At 66.6% G+C, this 16434-nt stretch carries 12 protein-coding genes; 7 read left to right on the top strand and 5 right to left on the bottom strand.

What is annotated here, in order from left to right; genetic code table 11:
* Positions 1-7: 7 nt before the first annotated feature.
* Positions 8-1363 (bottom strand): acetyl-CoA C-acetyltransferase, encoded by a 1356-nt coding sequence (locus IEW19_RS04840; protein WP_188570549.1) that lies wholly within the window; start codon positions 1361-1363, stop codon positions 8-10.
* A gap of 19 nt (positions 1364-1382) precedes the next feature.
* Here IEW19_RS04840 and IEW19_RS04835 point away from each other — a divergent pair, with 19 nt between their 5' ends.
* Positions 1383-2153: a TetR/AcrR family transcriptional regulator gene (locus IEW19_RS04835; RefSeq protein WP_188570548.1), complete on the top strand. Its 771-nt coding sequence runs from the start codon at positions 1383-1385 to the stop codon at positions 2151-2153.
* Position 2154: 1 nt separating this feature from the next.
* On the top strand, positions 2155-4269 hold the full coding sequence (locus IEW19_RS04830) for an acyl-CoA dehydrogenase family protein (protein WP_188570547.1): 2115 nt from the start codon (positions 2155-2157) through the stop codon (positions 4267-4269).
* A gap of 93 nt (positions 4270-4362) precedes the next feature.
* Here the strand turns inward: IEW19_RS04830 and glgA are convergent, their stop codons facing one another.
* A complete protein-coding gene (gene glgA / locus IEW19_RS04825) occupies positions 4363-5568 on the bottom strand; it encodes a glycogen synthase (protein ID WP_194398770.1) in 1206 nt (401 codons plus the stop codon).
* A 102-nt stretch (positions 5569-5670) separates the two neighbouring features.
* Between glgA and glgC the strand changes: the two genes are divergently transcribed.
* The 3 genes from glgC (at position 5671) to IEW19_RS04810 (ending at position 9110) form a co-directional block, all read left to right on the top strand.
* On the top strand, positions 5671-7083 hold the full coding sequence (glgC, locus tag IEW19_RS04820) for a glucose-1-phosphate adenylyltransferase (protein WP_188570545.1): 1413 nt from the start codon (positions 5671-5673) through the stop codon (positions 7081-7083).
* An 89-nt stretch (positions 7084-7172) separates the two neighbouring features.
* The gene (locus tag IEW19_RS04815) at positions 7173-8624 is read left to right on the top strand and encodes an SDR family NAD(P)-dependent oxidoreductase (RefSeq protein ID WP_188570544.1); all 1452 of its coding nucleotides are present in this window, start codon (positions 7173-7175) and stop codon (positions 8622-8624) included.
* Between the two features lie 18 nt (positions 8625-8642).
* A complete protein-coding gene (locus IEW19_RS04810; RefSeq protein ID WP_188570543.1) occupies positions 8643-9110 on the top strand; it encodes a pyridoxamine 5'-phosphate oxidase family protein in 468 nt (155 codons plus the stop codon).
* A gap of 49 nt (positions 9111-9159) precedes the next feature.
* On the opposite strand, the gene IEW19_RS04805 is transcribed toward IEW19_RS04810, so the two are convergent.
* Genes IEW19_RS04805 through IEW19_RS04795 form a run of 3 tightly spaced genes read right to left on the bottom strand, consistent with a single transcriptional unit; the run spans position 9160 to position 12551 of the window.
* Positions 9160-10011 (bottom strand): transglutaminase family protein, encoded by an 852-nt coding sequence (locus IEW19_RS04805; RefSeq protein WP_188570542.1) that lies wholly within the window; start codon positions 10009-10011, stop codon positions 9160-9162.
* Positions 10008-10934, bottom strand: a complete 927-nt coding sequence (locus IEW19_RS04800) for an alpha-E domain-containing protein (protein ID WP_013600945.1) — start codon at positions 10932-10934, stop codon at positions 10008-10010. The genes IEW19_RS04805 and IEW19_RS04800 overlap by 4 nt, the downstream gene beginning before the upstream one ends.
* A 60-nt stretch (positions 10935-10994) precedes the next feature.
* On the bottom strand, positions 10995-12551 hold the full coding sequence (locus IEW19_RS04795) for a circularly permuted type 2 ATP-grasp protein (RefSeq protein WP_188570541.1): 1557 nt from the start codon (positions 12549-12551) through the stop codon (positions 10995-10997).
* Positions 12552-12664: 113 nt separating this feature from the next.
* On the opposite strand from IEW19_RS04795, the gene IEW19_RS04790 reads away from it, so the two are divergent.
* Together IEW19_RS04790 and pepN are read left to right on the top strand one after the other, a co-directional pair.
* The gene (locus tag IEW19_RS04790; RefSeq protein WP_229748340.1) at positions 12665-13723 is read left to right on the top strand and encodes a YeiH family protein; all 1059 of its coding nucleotides are present in this window, start codon (positions 12665-12667) and stop codon (positions 13721-13723) included.
* A 31-nt stretch (positions 13724-13754) separates the two neighbouring features.
* The gene (pepN, locus tag IEW19_RS04785) at positions 13755-16397 is read left to right on the top strand and encodes an aminopeptidase N (RefSeq protein WP_188570540.1); all 2643 of its coding nucleotides are present in this window, start codon (positions 13755-13757) and stop codon (positions 16395-16397) included.
* The last annotated feature ends 37 nt before the right edge of the window (positions 16398-16434 follow it).

Genomic DNA, 16434 nt, shown 5'->3' with positions numbered 1-16434 from the left:
CGGCCCCCTACAGAGATTCCAGGATCGCGACGACGCCCTGGCCGCCGGCTGCGCAAACGGATACCAAGCCGCGCGCCGGGCGACCGGTGGAGGCCGCCTTGGCGTGGAGCATTTTGGCAAGTGTACCTACGATGCGGCCACCTGTTGCGGCAAAGGGGTGGCCTGCCGCCAGCGACGACCCGTTGACATTGAGGCGGGAACGGTCGATGATGCCGAACGCACCGTCCAGGCCGAGGCGGGTGCGGCCGAATTCGTCGTCTTCCCATGCAGCGAGGGAGCTGAGGACGGTGGCGGCGAATGCTTCATGGATTTCGAAATAGTCGAAGTCCGCCAGCGTCAGGTTTTGCCGGGCCAGGAGCCTGGGCACAGCGAACACGGGAGCCATCAGCAGCCCGTCCTTGCCGTGGACAAAATCGACCGCCGCTGCCTCGGCGTCGATCACGGACGCCAATTTAGGCAGGTCGCGGGCATCTGCCCAATCGTCCGAAGCCAGCAGCACGGTGGAGGCGCCATCGGTGAGCGGGGTGGAGTTGCCTGCGGTCATGGTTGCATCTGCGCCAAGGTTCCGGCCAAACACCGGCTTCAGCGCAGCAAGCTTCTCCAGCGAGGTGTCCGCCCGCAGGTTGGCGTCACGCGTCAGGCCGCGATAGGGGGTCATGAGGTCATCAAAGAACCCGGACTCGTAGGCTGCAGCGAGGTTGTGATGGCTGTTCAGTGCCAGTTCGTCCTGCGCTTCGCGGGAGATCTTCCACTGTGCAGTGGTCAGGGCCTGGTGCTCACCCATGCTCAGGCCGGTACGCGGCTCTGCAGTGCCGGGTGCCAGCGGTGCCAGGTCCTTGGGCCGGAGCCGGCCCAGGATCTGCAGCCGCTGGGGAAGTGACTTGGCGCGGTGCAGGTCCAGGATGACTTCGCGGAGCCCCTCACTGACCACTACCGGCGCGTCGGAAGCTGAATCCACGCCGCCGGCGATGCCGGAATCGATCTGGCCCAGTTTGATTTTGTTGGCCAGGCCCACCACGGTTTCAAGTCCCGTGGCACACGCCTGCTGAAGGTCGTATACGGGAGTCTCGGCGGAGAGTGCCGAACCCAGGACCGCTTCCCTGGTGAGGTTGAAGTCCCTGGAATGCTTGAGCACGGCACCGGCGGCTACCTGGCCGATCCGTTCTTCCTGGAGGCCAAACCGTGCAATCAGGCCGTCCAGGGCAGCCGTCAGCATGTCCTGGTTGGAGGATTTTGCATAGGCGCCCCCGGCGCGGGCGAAGGGGATCCTGTTAGCGCCGACAATGACTGCCCTGCGGGTTTCCGGGACGGTGGCCGGCACTGATCCGCCAGGTGTGGGCGTGGACTGTCCGTCTATGGGCATGGAGGGCTCCTCTGGTCACATGTGGTTACCGATACCCAGCGTACCTGATACGCTGGGTATCGTGAACTTGCAGGACTCAAACTTCCCACTGGCTATCGAATTGCCCTCCCCCGCCGGTCCTGATGGCCGCTCGGCACGTTGGCAGAGCCACCGGGAGGAACGGCGCCGCGAACTGATCAAGCAGGCACGCCGTGCGGTGCACGCGCTGGGCAGCGACGCGTCCATGGAAGACATTGCATCGGCCGCGGGGACCTCCAAGTCGGTCTTCTACCGGTACTTCAGGGACAAGGCCGGGCTGCAGCAGGCCGTGGGCGAAGTGGTCCTCAGCCAGATGCAGCACCGAATCCGGGAAGCAGCGCAAAGCGCCGTGACCCCCCGGGAAGGTTTACTGGCCATGGTGTCGGCCTACCTGCAGATGGCGGACACCAGCCCCAACGTTTACACGTTCGTCACCAGCTATGCCTCCGGCGACCCCGCCAACCCGCCGCACCCGTCAGCGGCAGGCGGCCCGCTGGGCCACTTCTTTGACGCAATTGCGGACATGATCGCCACCCCCATGCGGTCGCACCTGGGCGACGACAAGGAAACCGTCATCGGCTACTGGCCAAAGGCGGCGATCGGCCTGGTGCGCAACGCCGGCGAACAGTGGCTCAGCACCCCGGACTCCCCCACCAAGCCAACCCAGGAGACCATGGCACGCCAGATCACGGCGTGGCTGTGCGTGGGCATAGCCCCCGAGCTCACTCCCGCTTCACCGACCACCAAGTTATCCGCCAAAGAAGGACTGTGACATGACTGACGTAGTGGACCGCCCCGCCCGCAAGGGGCCTCGCCCCGTGGCAACGCATGCAGCCAACCCCGTGGGCGAAAGCCCCGCGCCCGCCGTCGACGTTGAGGCACTGGGCCGGCAGCTCCTGGGCAATTGGGCCGGCGTCCGGCTCCAGGCGAGGGACCTGGCCGCCAGGCCGGAACTGCACAAGACCGAGGGCCTGACGCACACCGAACACCGCGCCCGCGTGTTCAACCAGCTCAAATACCTTGTGGACAATGAAGCCGTGCACCGCGCCTTCCCGGCGGCACTGGGCGGCTCCGACGACCACGGCGGAAACATCGCCGGGTTCGAGGAGCTGGTGGTGGCTGACCCGTCGCTGCAGATCAAAGCCGGCGTCCAGTGGGGACTCTTTGGATCCGCGGTCATGCACCTGGGGACCACAGAACACCACGCCAAATGGCTGCCGGGAATCATGAGCCTGGAAATCCCCGGCTGCTTCGCCATGACGGAGACGGGCCATGGCTCGGATGTAGCCAGCATCGCCACCACCGCCACCTATGACCCTGCAACCGAAGAGTTCATCGTCCATACCCCCTTCCGCGCAGCCTGGAAGGACTACATCGGCAACGCCGCCACGGACGGCCTGGGCGCAGTGGTCTTTGCCCAGCTGGTCACCCGCGGGGTCAACCATGGGGTGCACGCCTTCTTCGTTGACCTGCGTGACCCGGAATCCAAGGACTTCCTGCCGGGGATCGGCGGGGAGGACGACGGGATCAAGGGCGGCCTCAACGGCATCGACAACGGCCGGCTGCACTTTACCAACGTCCGCATTCCACGGACCAACCTCCTGAACCGGTACGGCAACGTCGACGCCGACGGAACCTACACCTCTCCCATCGCCAGCCCCGGCCGGCGTTTCTTCACCATGCTGGGAACGCTGGTCCAGGGCCGCGTGTCACTGGACGGTGCAGCCGTGGCCGCCTCCAAGGTGGCTTTGAAGGCTGCCATCCAGTACGCCACTGAACGCCGCCAGTTCAACGCTTCCTCCCACACCGAGGAAGAAGTCCTGCTCGACTACCAGCGGCACCAGCGGCGCCTGTTCACCCGGCTGGCTACCACCTACGCCGCAGGCTTTGCCCACGAACAGCTCCTGCAGAAGTTCGACGATGTCTTCTCCGGCGCCCATGACACCGACGCGGACCGCCAGGACCTGGAAACCCTGGCAGCCGCGCTGAAGCCCCTAAGCACCTGGCATGCCCTGGAGACGCTGCAGGAATGCCGGGAAGCCTGCGGCGGCGCCGGGTTCCTCATCGAAAACCGGTTCGCGTCGCTGCGCGCCGACCTGGACGTGTACGCCACCTTTGAGGGCGACAACACGGTGCTGCTTCAACTGGTGGCCAAGCGACTGCTGGCTGACTACGCCAAGGAATTCCGCAGCGTGGACTTCGGTGTCCTTGCCCGGTACGTGGTGAACCAGGCTGCCGGCGCTGCCGTCCACCGCACCGGCCTGCGCCAGGTGGCTCAGTTCGTGGCAGACACAGGTTCGGTCCAAAGGGCCGCGATCGCGCTTCGGGATGAGGAAGGCCAGCGTGCCCTCCTCACCGACAGGGTGCAGACCATGGTGGCGGAGGCAGGGGCCGCACTCAAGGGCAGCAAGCGGCTTCCGCAGGACAAGGGTGCGGCCCTGTTCAACCGGCATCAGAATGAACTCATCGATGCCGCCCAGGCCCATGCCGAACTGCTGCAGTGGGAGGCCTTCACGGAGGCCCTGCAGCAGGTGGCGGACCCCGGAACCAGGAAGGTGCTGACCTGGCTGCGGGACCTCTTCGGGCTGTCCCTGATCGAGAAGAACCTGTCCTGGTACCTCATGAACGGCCGCCTCTCCATGCAGCGCGCCCGCACCGTGGGAGGGTACATCAACAGGCTGCTGGAGAAGATCCGCCCACATGCCCTCGACCTCGTGGACGCCTTCGGGTACGGAGAGGAGCACGTCCGGGCTGCCATCGCAACGGGTGCCGAGAAGGAACGCCAGGATGACGCGCGTGCGCACTTCCGCAGCGAACGGGCCAACGGGCAGGCGCCGGTGGACGAGAAGGTCTTGATTGCCAGGACAGCAGCGGCCCGGAAGGGCTGACCCGCCGGCTGCGTCTGCCAGCCTGGAACGCACGACGGCGCCGCTCCCCTTCCGTGGGGAGCGGCGCCGTCGTGGGTTCTGCCGCCGGGACGCTCAGCCGGCGGCGGGCAGCACCGAGCGGTACACCTCGAGGGTGGTCTCGGTGATCGACTCCCAGGAAAAGTGCTTTTCGGCCCGCTCCCGGCCGGCCTCTCCCATGGCGCGGGCGCGTTCGGGATCGGTCACCACCTCGGTGAGGGCCGCAGCGAACTCCTTGACGAACTTCTCCGGATCCAGCGGCGTGCCGGTGCCGTCGGTGACCTGTTCCAGGTCCACCAGCAGGCCGGTACGGCCATGCTCAACCACCTCCGGGATACCACCGGTGGCGCTGGCCACCACCGCCGCCCCGCAGGCCATGGCCTCAAGGTTGACGATGCCCAGCGGTTCGTAGATGGAGGGGCAGGCGAAAGCGGTGGCGTGGCTGAGGACCTGGATCAGCTCATGCCGCGGCAGCATCCGTTCGATCAGCACCACACCGGTGCGCTGTTTCTGCAAATCCTCAATCAAGGCTGCGGTTTCGGCCGCCAGTTCCGGGGTGTCCGCCGCGCCGAGGCACAGGACCAACTGGACGTCGGCGGGAAGCTTCGCTGCTGCCCGAAGGAGGTAAGGGACGCCCTTCTGGCGAGTGTTCCTTCCCACAAAGACAACGCTTGGCTTGGCGGGGTCGATGCCCAGGGCACGGACGGCGTCGTCGTTTTCATCACGCTGCCAAAGCTCAACGTCGATGCCATTGTGGACAACCCGGACCTTTGCGGGGTCCACGTTCGGGTAGCTGCGCAGGATGTCCTGGCGCATGCCCTCGGACACCGCAATGATCGCCGCCGCCGCCTCATAGGCCGTCTTCTCCACCCAGGAGGACAGTGCGTAGCCGCCGCCGAGCTGCTCAGCCTTCCAGGGGCGCAGCGGCTCGAGGCTGTGCGCACTGAGAACGTGCGGAATGCCGTGCAGCAGGGAGGCCAGGTGCCCGGCCATGTTGGCGTACCAGGTATGCGAATGGACCAGGTCCGCGCCTTGCACGTCCGGCACAATGCGCAGGTCCACACCAAGGGTCTGCACCGCCGCATTGGCCCCGCCCAGGTCCTCCGGGACCTGGTACGACGTCACCGCTGCGCCATGGTAATCGGCATCCCGGGGAGCACCGAACGCACGAACCTGCAGGTCAACGTGCTTACTAAGCACCCTGCTCAATTCGGCTACGTGCACCCCGGCGCCACCGTAGATCTCCGGCGGGAACTCTTTAGTCACAATGTCTATTCGCACAAGACCCAAGGTAGTCCTTCACGCATAACTGTTCTAGTGTGAAGGAGTCCGGGCCTACCGGACTGTCTTGGGGAGTTACGAAGGCGTACAGGAGCGACCATCATGCCGTTAACCAAAAAAGTCCTGGCCATTGTCCTCGCAGGCGGCGAGGGAAACAGGCTGATGCCACTGACGGCAGACCGGGCCAAGCCCGCCGTGCCGTTCGCCGGCAGTTACCGCCTCATCGACTTCGCGCTGTCCAACCTCGTGAATTCCCGCTACCTGCAAATCGTGGTGTTGACCCAGTACAAATCCCACAGCCTGGACCGGCACATCTCCGAGACTTGGCGGATGTCCACCCAGCTTGGCAACTACATCGCTTCGGTGCCGGCACAGCAGCGCGTGGGCAAAAGCTGGTTCCTTGGCAGCGCCAACGCCATCTACCAGTCCCTGAACCTCATCCACGACGCCAACCCGGACATTGTGGTGGTGGTCGGCGCGGACCACGTATACCGGATGGACTTCGCCCAGATGGTGGCCCAGCACGTCACCAGCGGCGCCAAGGCCACCGTGGCCGCAGTACGCCAGCCTTTGCACATGGCAGACCAGTTCGGTGTCATCGAAGTGGACCAGAACGATCCCCAGAAGATTGGCGCATTCGTAGAGAAGCCGTCTTCCACGCCTGGCCTGGCGGCCGACCCTTCGCAGTTCCTGGCCTCCATGGGCAACTACGTGTTCGACGCCGATGCGCTGGTGGCCGCACTGCACGTGGATGCCGAGCGCCTGGACACCAAGCACGACATGGGCGGGGACATCATTCCGTACTTCGTCAACCGCGGCGAGGCCGGCGTCTACGACTTCACGCTCAATGACATCCCAGGCTCCACGGAGCGCGACCGCACCTACTGGCGCGACGTGGGAACCATCGATTCCTTCTATGACGCCCACATGGACCTCATTTCCCCGTTGCCGGTGTTCAACCTCTACAACTCCGAGTGGCCCATCTACACCCGGCAGAGCATCTCCCCGCCCGCCAAGTTCGTCCGGGGCAAGAACAACACCGTAGGAACTGCGCTTGACTCCATCGTGGCCAACGGGGTGGTGATTTCCGGCGGCGTGGTGGAGGGCTCCGTGCTGTCCAACGACGTCTATGTGGCAACCAGCGGCCGGGTCATCGATTCCGTGCTGATGGACAAGGTGCAGGTAGGTGAAGGGGCAGTAATCAGCCGCGCCATCCTGGACAAGAACGTCAAGGTCCCCGCCGGTGCCGCCATCGGCCTGGACCCGGACCTGGACCGGTCCCGCGGCTTCAAGGTCACGGAGTCCGGCATCACCGTCCTCGCCAAGGGCCAGGAGGTTCCGGAACCCAGTGATGAGGAACGGCGGCTTGCCGCCAGCCACCTGAGCGTCCTGCCCAACGCCATCAAGGCCGCGGCGGAGCAGTACCCTGATGTCCGCGAGGCCGCGGACAAGGTAGCGGAAACGCATGCGGCAGCAGCGGCGAAGGCGTCACCGGACAACGCCAGGGTGTCCTGACCCAGACCCCTCCCCCTTCCACAGGACTGCGCGGGCCGGGGCACCACGATGGTGCCCCGGCCTGCGGCCTACGCTGTAAAATTCTTCCAATGAGCTCCCCCGATTTGACTCCTGAGGATATACAGGCCTGCCTCAAGGTCCTGAACACCATCCATGCGTACGACGAGGAGCACCCGGACTACATCTCGGTGCGCCGCGCCACGGGGAAGATGTTCAAGGCAGTCAAGCGCCACCGCCGGGTCACCAAGCGCGACACGATCGCCGAGGCCGACCGCGCCGTCCTCGCCCAGACGGCCACTGCCGCGCCGGACCGGATCGACGACGAAACCCGCGGCAACAAGCTGGCACCGTCCGCCACCGGCAACGTGGCGGGGCACCTCATCCGGTCCCGGCCCTGCTACATCTGCAAGCAGCATTACACCCAGGTGGACGCCTTCTACCACCAGCTTTGCCCCGAATGCGCGGCTTTCAACCACAGCAAGCGCGATGCGCGCACAGACCTCACCGGGCGCCGGGCGCTGCTCACCGGCGGCCGCGCCAAGATCGGGATGTACATCGCCCTCCGGCTGCTGCGCGACGGGGCCCATACCACCATCACCACACGGTTCCCCAAGGATGCCGCCCGCAGGTTCGCCGCCATGGAGGACAGCGGCGAATGGCTGCACCGTCTCCGGATCGTGGGCATCGACCTGCGCGATCCTGCCCAGGTCATAGCCCTGGCCGACTCGCTCAATGAAGCAGGCCCGCTGGACATCATCATCAACAACGCCGCCCAGACCGTACGGCGTTCCGGGAACGCCTACAAACCGCTGGTGGATGCCGAGGACGAGCCGCTCCCGGCGGTGCTGGAGCAGGCCAACGGGGGTCCCGAACTGCTCACGTTCGGCCACGCCCATGACAAGCACCCGCTGGCGCTTGCCGGCAGCGTCACCGAACATCCGGTCCTGGCCGGCGATGCCATCACCTCGCTGGCATTGTCCACGGGGTCCGCCTCGCTGGAGCGCATTGCCTCGGGAACCGCGATCGACGCCGGTGGGCTGGTTCCCGACCTGGCCACCATCAACAGCTGGACCCAGGTGGTGGACGAAGTGGACCCCCTCGAAATGCTCGAGGTGCAGCTCTGCAACGTCACGGCGCCGTTCCTGCTGGTAAGCCGCCTGCGCGGTGCCATGAGGCGCTCCACGGCGCAGCGGAAGTACATCGTGAACGTCTCCGCCATGGAAGGGCAGTTCTCCCGGGCCTACAAGGGACCGGGACATCCGCACACCAACATGGCCAAGGCTGCGCTGAACATGATGACCCGCACCAGCGCCCAGGAGATGCTGGACACGGATGGGATCCTGATGACCGCCGTGGACACCGGCTGGATCACGGACGAACGACCCCACTTCACCAAGGTCCGGCTCATGGAGGAAGGCTTCCACGCGCCCCTGGACCTGGTGGACGGCGCGGCCCGGGTTTACGACCCCATCGTCATGGGTGAGAAGGGCGAGGACCAGTACGGCGTCTTCCTGAAGGATTACAAGCCCAGCCCCTGGTGATTGGCGTATGCTCACGGCATGAGCAACGAGTCATCAAACTTGGTGCAGAACCTCGAACACCACGAGTGCTGGGCCCTGCTGCGGACTGTGTCCGTGGGCAGGCTGGCAGTGCTGGCCGACGGGCGTCCTGACATCTTCCCCGTCAACTACACGGTGGACGGCGGCACTGTGGTGTTCCGGACCGGCCAGGGAACCAAACTGTCAGCAGCATCCGGCGATTCCCCCGTCGCAGTGGAGGCGGATGGCGTGGACCCGGAAACCGGACTGGCGTGGAGCGTGGTGATCAAAGGCACTGCGGCGCTGGTCAAGAGCACCGAAGAAGTGCTGGAGACCTCCAGCTTGTATCTTTTCCCCTGGCAGGCGGGGCGCAAGGACGCGTTCGTCCGCATCACTCCGGACACGGTCACGGGCCGCCGCTTCAAGGTCACCGATCCGATGACATGGTGGACACAGATCAGCAGGTCCGGCAGGTCCGCGCAGGAATAGGCCGGCGACGGCGGGTTCCCCGGCCAGGGAGGCCGGGGAACGTACCGTTTCAGGCGAGCTGGGTGATCTCCACGCTTACCTGCAGGGCGGACCCGCCGCCCCCGGACAGGATGCCCTTGAGCGGGGGCACGTCCCGATAGTCCCTGCCCCTGGCCACCGTGACGTGGAAGTCGCCGGCGGGCTTGTGGTTGGTGGGGTCCCAGCTGCGCCAGTCACCGTCCCACCATTCCAGCCAGGCGTGCGACTGCCCGGCGACGGTCTCGCCGATTCCTGCGCTGGACCGGGGGTGGAGGTAGCCGGAGACGTAGCGTGCCGGAATTCCGCAGCTGCGCAGCGCGCCGATGGCCAGGTGGGCCAGGTCCTGGCACACCCCCTTGCGCTGGCCCCAGGCTTCCTCCGCATTTGTGGTCACCGCCGTGGAGCCGGACATGTACGTCATCTCCCCGCGCATCCAAGCAAAAACTGCCATCGCTGCCTCGTGCGGGTTCTTCCCTGCCACGACGTCCGGGATGATGCCCAGGACTTCGCCGCCCGGACCGCTCAGCCGGGACTGCGGCAGCCAGTCGCTGAAGGCGTCAAGCTTCTCCGGGGACGCCAGGACGTCCCAGCCCACGATGTCAGCCTCCGCCGGGATCTTCTCCGCCCTGTGCACCTCCACGGTGATGTTGGAGACCACCTCAAGGCTCTCGTGCGGCATCTGCATGTCGAAGGCTGTGACCCTGGTCCCCCAGTAGTCGCGGTAGGTGCTCACCGCAGCCTGCGACGGGGAAACCTTCACCACCGATTCCAGGACCACCTGCTGCGAATCGGTCAGTGGCGTCATCCGGGCCTCGTTGTAGGACAGGGTCACCCGCTTGTTGTACTTGTAGGCCGTCCGGTGGACGATGCTCAGCCGGGTCATGAAACTTCTCCCACCCAGGCAAGTTCGTCCGCCTGATTGAAGTACTTACGGGAAATGGCATCCGACGCCTGGGACACGGCCTTCTGCACCCGTTCCATGTGCTCGGGCAGTTCGGACATGAGGTCGTCCGTCCGGTGGAACTCGAGGAAGGTCCTGGCCTGCCCCACGATGCGGCGGGCGTCATTGATGAAGCCCACCCGCTGCGCCGACGGGTCCAGCTTGGCGAGGCACTCGTCGGCGTCCCGCAGCGCGTAGACGATCGACCGCGGGAACAGGCGGTCCAAGAGCAGGAATTCTGCAGCGTGCTGGTCACCGAACGCCGCGCGGCGGGTCCGCAGGAAGGATTCGTAGGCTCCGGCGCAGCGCAGCATGTTCACCCAGGACATGCCGGCGGAGAGTACGTCCCGGGTGGAGAGCATCCGGGCCGTCATGTCCGCGCGTTCCAGGGAACGGCCCAGCACCAGGAAGAGCCAGCTTTCGTCATGGCTCACGGTGGTGTCGGCCAGGCCGCTGACCATGGCCGTGCGCTCCAGGGTCCAGTTGCAGAACCGGTAGGTGCCCACCACATCCTTGCGGTGCTGGCTCAGCCCGTAGTAGGTGGTGTTCAGGCTCTCCCACAGGCCGGACGACACGGTTTCGCGGGCACGGCGTGCGTTCTCCCGGGCGGCCCCGAGGGAGCCGGCGATGGAGGTAGCACTGGTCTTGTCGTAGGCCAGGGCGTGGAGCAGTTCCGGCAGGCCGAAATCCTCGCTCTGCGGCCGGGCACCCATAACCGCAAGGAGTTCCTGCGCCACGCTTTTGCGTTCCTCCATGGGGAGGTGGTTAAGGCGTTCCAGGTGCACATCGAGGATACGTGCCGTGCCATCAGCGCGTTCCACGTAACGGCCGATCCAAAACAGCGACTCGGCAATACGGCTAAGCATTCGCGGCTACCTCCTGCGCGCCCGGAACGTTGAAAGGGAAATGCCCGACGGCGGCGCGGCTCACTGCTGCTGCTCCGACTGGCGGTCGCGCCAGTTGCTTTCCACCGGCCACACGGAAACCCGCTCACGGACCGTGACGGACTGGCGGGGAACGGTTTCCACCGGCATCTGGGGTGAGTCGGCCAGGACCCAGGTGTCCTTGGAACCGCCGCCCTGGCTGGAGTTGACGATCAGGGACCCTTCCTTGAGCGCGACGCGGGTCAGTCCGCCCGGGAGCACCCAGACGTTGTCGCCGTCGTTCACGGCAAAGGGCCGCAAGTCCACGTGCCGGGGACCGAACTTGTCGCCGCCCAAGGTGGGAACGGTGGAGAGCTGCAGCACCGGCTGGGCGATCCAGCCGCGGGGGTCCGCGACGATCCGCTGGCGAAGGGCGTCCAGTTCGTCGTTTGAGGCGTCAGGACCAATGACCAGGCCCTTGCCGCCGGAACCGTCCACGGGCTTGACCACCAGCTCCGCGAGGTTGTCCAGGGTGTACTCCCTGGCCTCCTTCTCCTCGAGGCGGAAGGTGTCCACGTTGGCGATGATGGGCTCCTCGCTGAGGTAGTAGCGGATCAGGTCAGGGACGTAACTGTAAACCAGTTTGTCGTCGGCAACGCCATTGCCCACCGCGTTGGCGATGGTGACGCCGCCGGCGCGGGCGGCGTTGACCAGGCCGGGGCAGCCGAGCATGGAGTCCGACCTGAACTGCAGCGGGTCCAGGAAGTCGTCATCGATCCGTTTATAGATGACGTCCACACGCTGTTCGCCGGCAGTGGTGCGCATGTACACGCGGTTTCCGCGGCAAATAAGGTCGCGCCCCTCCACCAGTTCCACGCCCATGAGGCCCGCCAGGAGGGTGTGCTCGAAGTAGGCGCTGTTGAACACGCCAGGGGTCAGGACGACGACGGTGGGATCGTCGACGCCGGCCGGCGCGGTTTTGCGCAGGGCCGAGAGGAGCCGGCGGGGGTACTCTTCCACGGGCCGGATGAGCTGCTGGCCAAATGCCTCGGGCAGGCCCTTGGCCATGGCGCGCCGGTTCTCCAGCACGTAGCTGACCCCGGAGGGAACGCGGACGTTGTCCTCCAGGACCCGGAAGGTGCCGGCCGCGTCCCGGACCACGTCGATGCCGGAGATGTGGACCCGGACCCCGCCCGCCGGCTCGAAGCCGTGGACCTGGCGGTGGAAATGGGCGCTGGTGGTGACGAGCTGACGCGGGATCACGCCGTCGGACACCACTGTCATTTTGTCGTAGACGTCGTTCAGGAACGCTTCCAGGGCGCGCACGCGCTGCGCAACGCCGCGTTCCAGGACATCCCACTCGGCCGCAGGGATGACCCGGGGCACGATATCGAGGGGGAAGGGCCGTTCCTCACCTGCGTAGTCGAACGTCACGCCGCGGTCCAGGAAGGTGCGGGCCATGGAGTCGGCGCGTGCGCTGACGTCCGCCAGGGAGAGCTTCCGGAGCGCGTCCGCCACCTGCCCGTACGAGTCCCGGGCCTGTTGCCCCGGGGCGAACATCTCGTCGTAGGCTCCGGTGCGGCCTGCGGCCTCGGAGTAATCCTGGAATAGGTCTGACATGTCCAATAGCCAACCATCTTTTTGTTTCGAATTCATTACTGCCATCCATTGTGGCGTGTTGGCGCCTGCGGCCCGGTTCGTACTTTACTGGCCTCGTCGGGCACAGTAGGTGAGTGCCAGACAGCAGAAGCCTCCCAGCGCGGGGCCACGGCCGCTTCCGGCTCCTTGCTGCGCGGTTGATGCCGGGCCTGTTGGCCGCGGCGGCCGCTGTTGCAGCGGCATTCCTGGTGCACGGGCTGCTGCCGGCACTGCCTGCGATGACCCTGGCCGTGGTCCTGGGAGTTCTTGCCGCCAACCTCCCCGGCGCCAGCGGCTGGACCGCCGGCCGGGCGCGCCCGGGACTGGACTTCGCCGGCAAGCACCTGATGCGCGGCGGGATCGTGCTGCTGGGCCTAAAGGTCAGCGTCATGGACGTCCTGGACCTCGGATGGCCGGCACTGGTCCTGATCGTGGCAGTCGTGGCGGCCAGTTTCGGCGGAACCTACGCCATCTCGCGCCTGTTCCGCCTGCCGCCCGTGACCTCGCTCCTGGTGGCCACGGGCTTCTCCATCTGCGGCGCCTCGGCCATCGGCGCCATGGCCGCGGTCCGCCGGATCCGGCACGCGGACACCGTCCTGCCGGTGGCCCTGGTGACGCTCTGCGGAACGCTCGCCATCGGCGTCCTCCCACTCCTCGCCCACCCCCTGGGCCTGACGGCCGCAGTCTTCGGGGCCTGGACCGGCGCCTCCGTGCACGATGTGGGCCAGGTGGTGGCCACCGCGCAGACCGCTGGGACCGCCGCCCTGGCGATCGCCGTCGTCGTCAAGCTCACCCGCGTGCTGCTGCTCGCGCCGGTTGCCGCCGTCGCGGGCGCGCACCACAGAATAGGCGCGCGTGCCCCCGGCGCCGCCGACGGTTCGCTGTCGAAAATGCCGCCGGTGGTGCCGCTGTTCGTCGTGGGGTTCGTGGCCATGGTGGTGCTGCGCTCCACCGGCTGGCTGTCCCCCGTCTGGCTTGAAGCCGGGGCCACGCTGCAGGACATCCTCCTGGGCGCGGCCCTCTTTGGGCTGGGCTCGGCAGTACGAATCCGCACCCTCCTCCACACCGGCGGACAGGCGCTCCTGGCAGCCCTCGTGTCCTGGCTCCTGATCGCCGTGCTGGGTCTCGCTGCCGCCTTCCTGATCGCAGGCTGAGGTTGGCGAAACACCGTGATTAGATAGCCGGGTGTCACATGAGAATCTGCAGCGCCGCCAAGCCGCCGAACGTTCAGCACTGATCAGCACCACCAGCTACGACATTTCCCTGGACGTGCGCCAGGCAGCGGACCCGGCCGTGCCCGGCTACCCGAGCCGCAGCGTCATCACCTTCACCGCCCAACCCGGTACCAGCACGTTCCTGGACTTCATCGGCAGCGCGGTGCACAGCGTCTTCCTGAACGGCAAGGGCCTGCGCGTGGCGGACGTCGTGGACGGGGCGCGGATCCGGCTGGACAACCTGCAGGCCGAGAACCAGGTCAGCGTCACCGGAACAGCCCTGTACAGCCGCTCGGGCGAGGGCATGCACCGCTTCGTGGACCCTGCGGACGGCCAGTGCTACCTGTACACCCAGTACGAACCGGCCGATGCCCGCCGGGTCTTCGCGAACTTCGAACAGCCCGACCTGAAGGCAACCTTCACCTTCCACGTCATGGCCCCCGCGGAATGGCAGGTGGCCTCCAACGGTGCCCAGGTGAACCGCACACTGCTGACCAGCGATTCGGCCACCGCCTGCTGGGACTTCGCCACCACCCTGCCCATGTCCACCTACATCACCACCGTGCTGGCCGGTCCCTACTTCAAGGCCGAGGACCGCTGGGAGGCAATGCTCGACGACGGCACCCGCCTGGACATCCCGCTGGCCCTTTACTGCCGCGCATCCATGGCGGAGTCGTTCGACGCGGAGGAACTCTTCAGCCTGACCAAGAAGGGCCTGGACTTCTTCAATCGCCTCTTCGACTTTCCTTACCCCTGGGGCAAATACGACCAGGCGTTCGTCCCTGAGTACAACCTCGGCGCCATGGAGAACCCCGGCCTGGTGACCTTTACCGAGAGCTACGTGTTCACCTCCCGCGCCACAGACGCCCAGTACCAGGCGCGGGCCAACACCCTGATGCACGAGATGGCGCACATGTGGTTCGGGGACCTGGTGACCATGCAATGGTGGGACGATCTGTGGCTCAAGGAATCTTTCGCCGACTACATGGGCACCCTGGGCGTGGACCAGGCGACGGACTGGGATACCGCATGGGTCAACTTCGCCAGCAAGCGCAAGGCCTGGGCGTATGTCCAGGACCAGCTGCCCACCACGCACCCCATCGTGGCCGACATCCCCGACCTGGAGGCCGCCAAACAGAACTTCGACGGCATCACCTACGCCAAGGGTGCCTCTGTCCTCAAACAGCTGGTGGCCTACGTGGGCTTCGACGCCTTCATCGCCGGGTCGCGGGACTACTTCCGGAAGCACGCCTACGGCAACACGTCCCTCGCCGATCTCCTGGCAGCGCTGGGTGCCGCCTCGGGCCGCGACCTGACAAACTGGGCCGGGCAGTGGCTGCAGACCTCCGGGATTTCCACTCTGTCCCTGGACTTCGCTTCCCTGGGTGCGGCAGGGGACGACGACGGCGTGCTGGGCGGGGTGGCGATCGTCCAGGAGGCGACGGATCCGGTCACGGGACGGGAGGAGCTGCGGCCGCACCGCCTCCGGGTGGGTTCCTACGATTTCGATGTTGACGGCGCCCTGGTGCGGACCGGGAGCATCGAAACCGACGTGGCTGGCGCACGGACCGAACTCCCCCAACTCTCCGGGCAGCCGCGGTCTGCGCTCCTGCTGGTCAACGATGAGGACCTGACCTACGCCAAAGTGCGGCTGGACCCCTCCTCGCTGGCGACGGTCCGGGGATCGCTGGACCGGATTGCCGATCCCATGGCCCGCGCGTTGTGCTGGACCTCGCTCTGGAACTCGGCCCGGGACGGCGAAACTCCTGCGGCCCGCTACGTAGACGCCGTGGCCGCCTTCGCACCGGCTGAAACCGGGATCGGGGTCCTGCTGAACATCCTCGACAACGCAACGGCCGCCGTCGAACGCTACACGCCCGCGGACAACCGGGACAGCGTGCGTGCCTCCTTCCTGGCCGCAGCCGCCGCCGAGCTGGACCGGGCAGTCCCCGGCTCCGACGCCCAGCTCGCCTGGGCCCGTACCGTTGCCACCCTCAGCAGGCACGACGCATCCATGCTCCCCCGGCTTCGCGGGCTGCTCGACGGGACAGCCCGGGTGGAAGGCCTGGCGGTGGATGCCGAACTGCGCTGGCACCTGTGGCATGCGCTGGCTGCCAACGGCCGGGCCACCGCCGCGGACCTGGACGCCGAGCTGGCCAGGGACACCACCGCCGCCGGCCGTGCAGGGCACGCGACGGCCATGGCGTCCCGGCCTGATCCCGGAGTCAAGGCAGGGGCCTGGGAAGCAGCTGTCCACGGGAACGAGCTCTCCAACCAGCTCCTCACGGCCACCATCAGCGGGTTTACCACCGCGCCCCCGGCACTGTTGGAGCCGTTTGTGGAGCCCTACTTCGACTGCCTGCTGACTGTTTGGGACGGGCGCAGCATCGAAATCGCCAGCCGGATCGTCCGGGGCCTCTACCCCGCGGCGCAGGACCTGCCACCGGGCGCACGCCCGGCAGGCCACCCGGTGGTACGGCGCACCGACGACTGGCTCGCCGCCAACCCGGACGGGCCGCACGCCCTGCGCCGGATCATCATCGAGCAGCGTAATCACCTGCTGCGCGCGCTCACTGCGCAGGCCGTCGTCGTCCACTCATCGGGTGCTCCGTAAGTGCCCTTTTGGGGCGCCAAAAGGGCACCCCCGGAGC

The sequence above is a fragment of the Arthrobacter liuii genome, assembly GCF_014639275.1.
Lineage (GTDB): Bacteria > Actinomycetota > Actinomycetes > Actinomycetales > Micrococcaceae > Arthrobacter > Arthrobacter liuii.
This window is presented reverse-complemented; position numbering and strand designations above follow the sequence as displayed.

Excerpts from the sequence above, each read along its gene's own strand:
- IEW19_RS04840 (WP_188570549.1), bottom strand. The coding sequence starts at position 1,363 with ATGCCCATAGACGGACAGTCCACGCCCACACCTGGCGGATCAGTGCCG.
- IEW19_RS04835 (WP_188570548.1), top strand. The coding sequence starts at position 1,383 with ATGTGGTTACCGATACCCAGCGTACCTGATACGCTGGGTATCGTGAAC.
- IEW19_RS04830 (WP_188570547.1), top strand. The coding sequence starts at position 2,155 with ATGACTGACGTAGTGGACCGCCCCGCCCGCAAGGGGCCTCGCCCCGTG.
- glgC (WP_188570545.1), top strand. The coding sequence starts at position 5,671 with ATGCCGTTAACCAAAAAAGTCCTGGCCATTGTCCTCGCAGGCGGCGAG.
- IEW19_RS04815 (WP_188570544.1), top strand. The coding sequence starts at position 7,173 with ATGAGCTCCCCCGATTTGACTCCTGAGGATATACAGGCCTGCCTCAAG.
- IEW19_RS04810 (WP_188570543.1), top strand. The coding sequence starts at position 8,643 with ATGAGCAACGAGTCATCAAACTTGGTGCAGAACCTCGAACACCACGAG.
- IEW19_RS04805 (WP_188570542.1), bottom strand. The coding sequence starts at position 10,011 with ATGACCCGGCTGAGCATCGTCCACCGGACGGCCTACAAGTACAACAAG.
- IEW19_RS04800 (WP_013600945.1), bottom strand. The coding sequence starts at position 10,934 with ATGCTTAGCCGTATTGCCGAGTCGCTGTTTTGGATCGGCCGTTACGTG.
- IEW19_RS04795 (WP_188570541.1), bottom strand. The coding sequence starts at position 12,551 with ATGTCAGACCTATTCCAGGATTACTCCGAGGCCGCAGGCCGCACCGGA.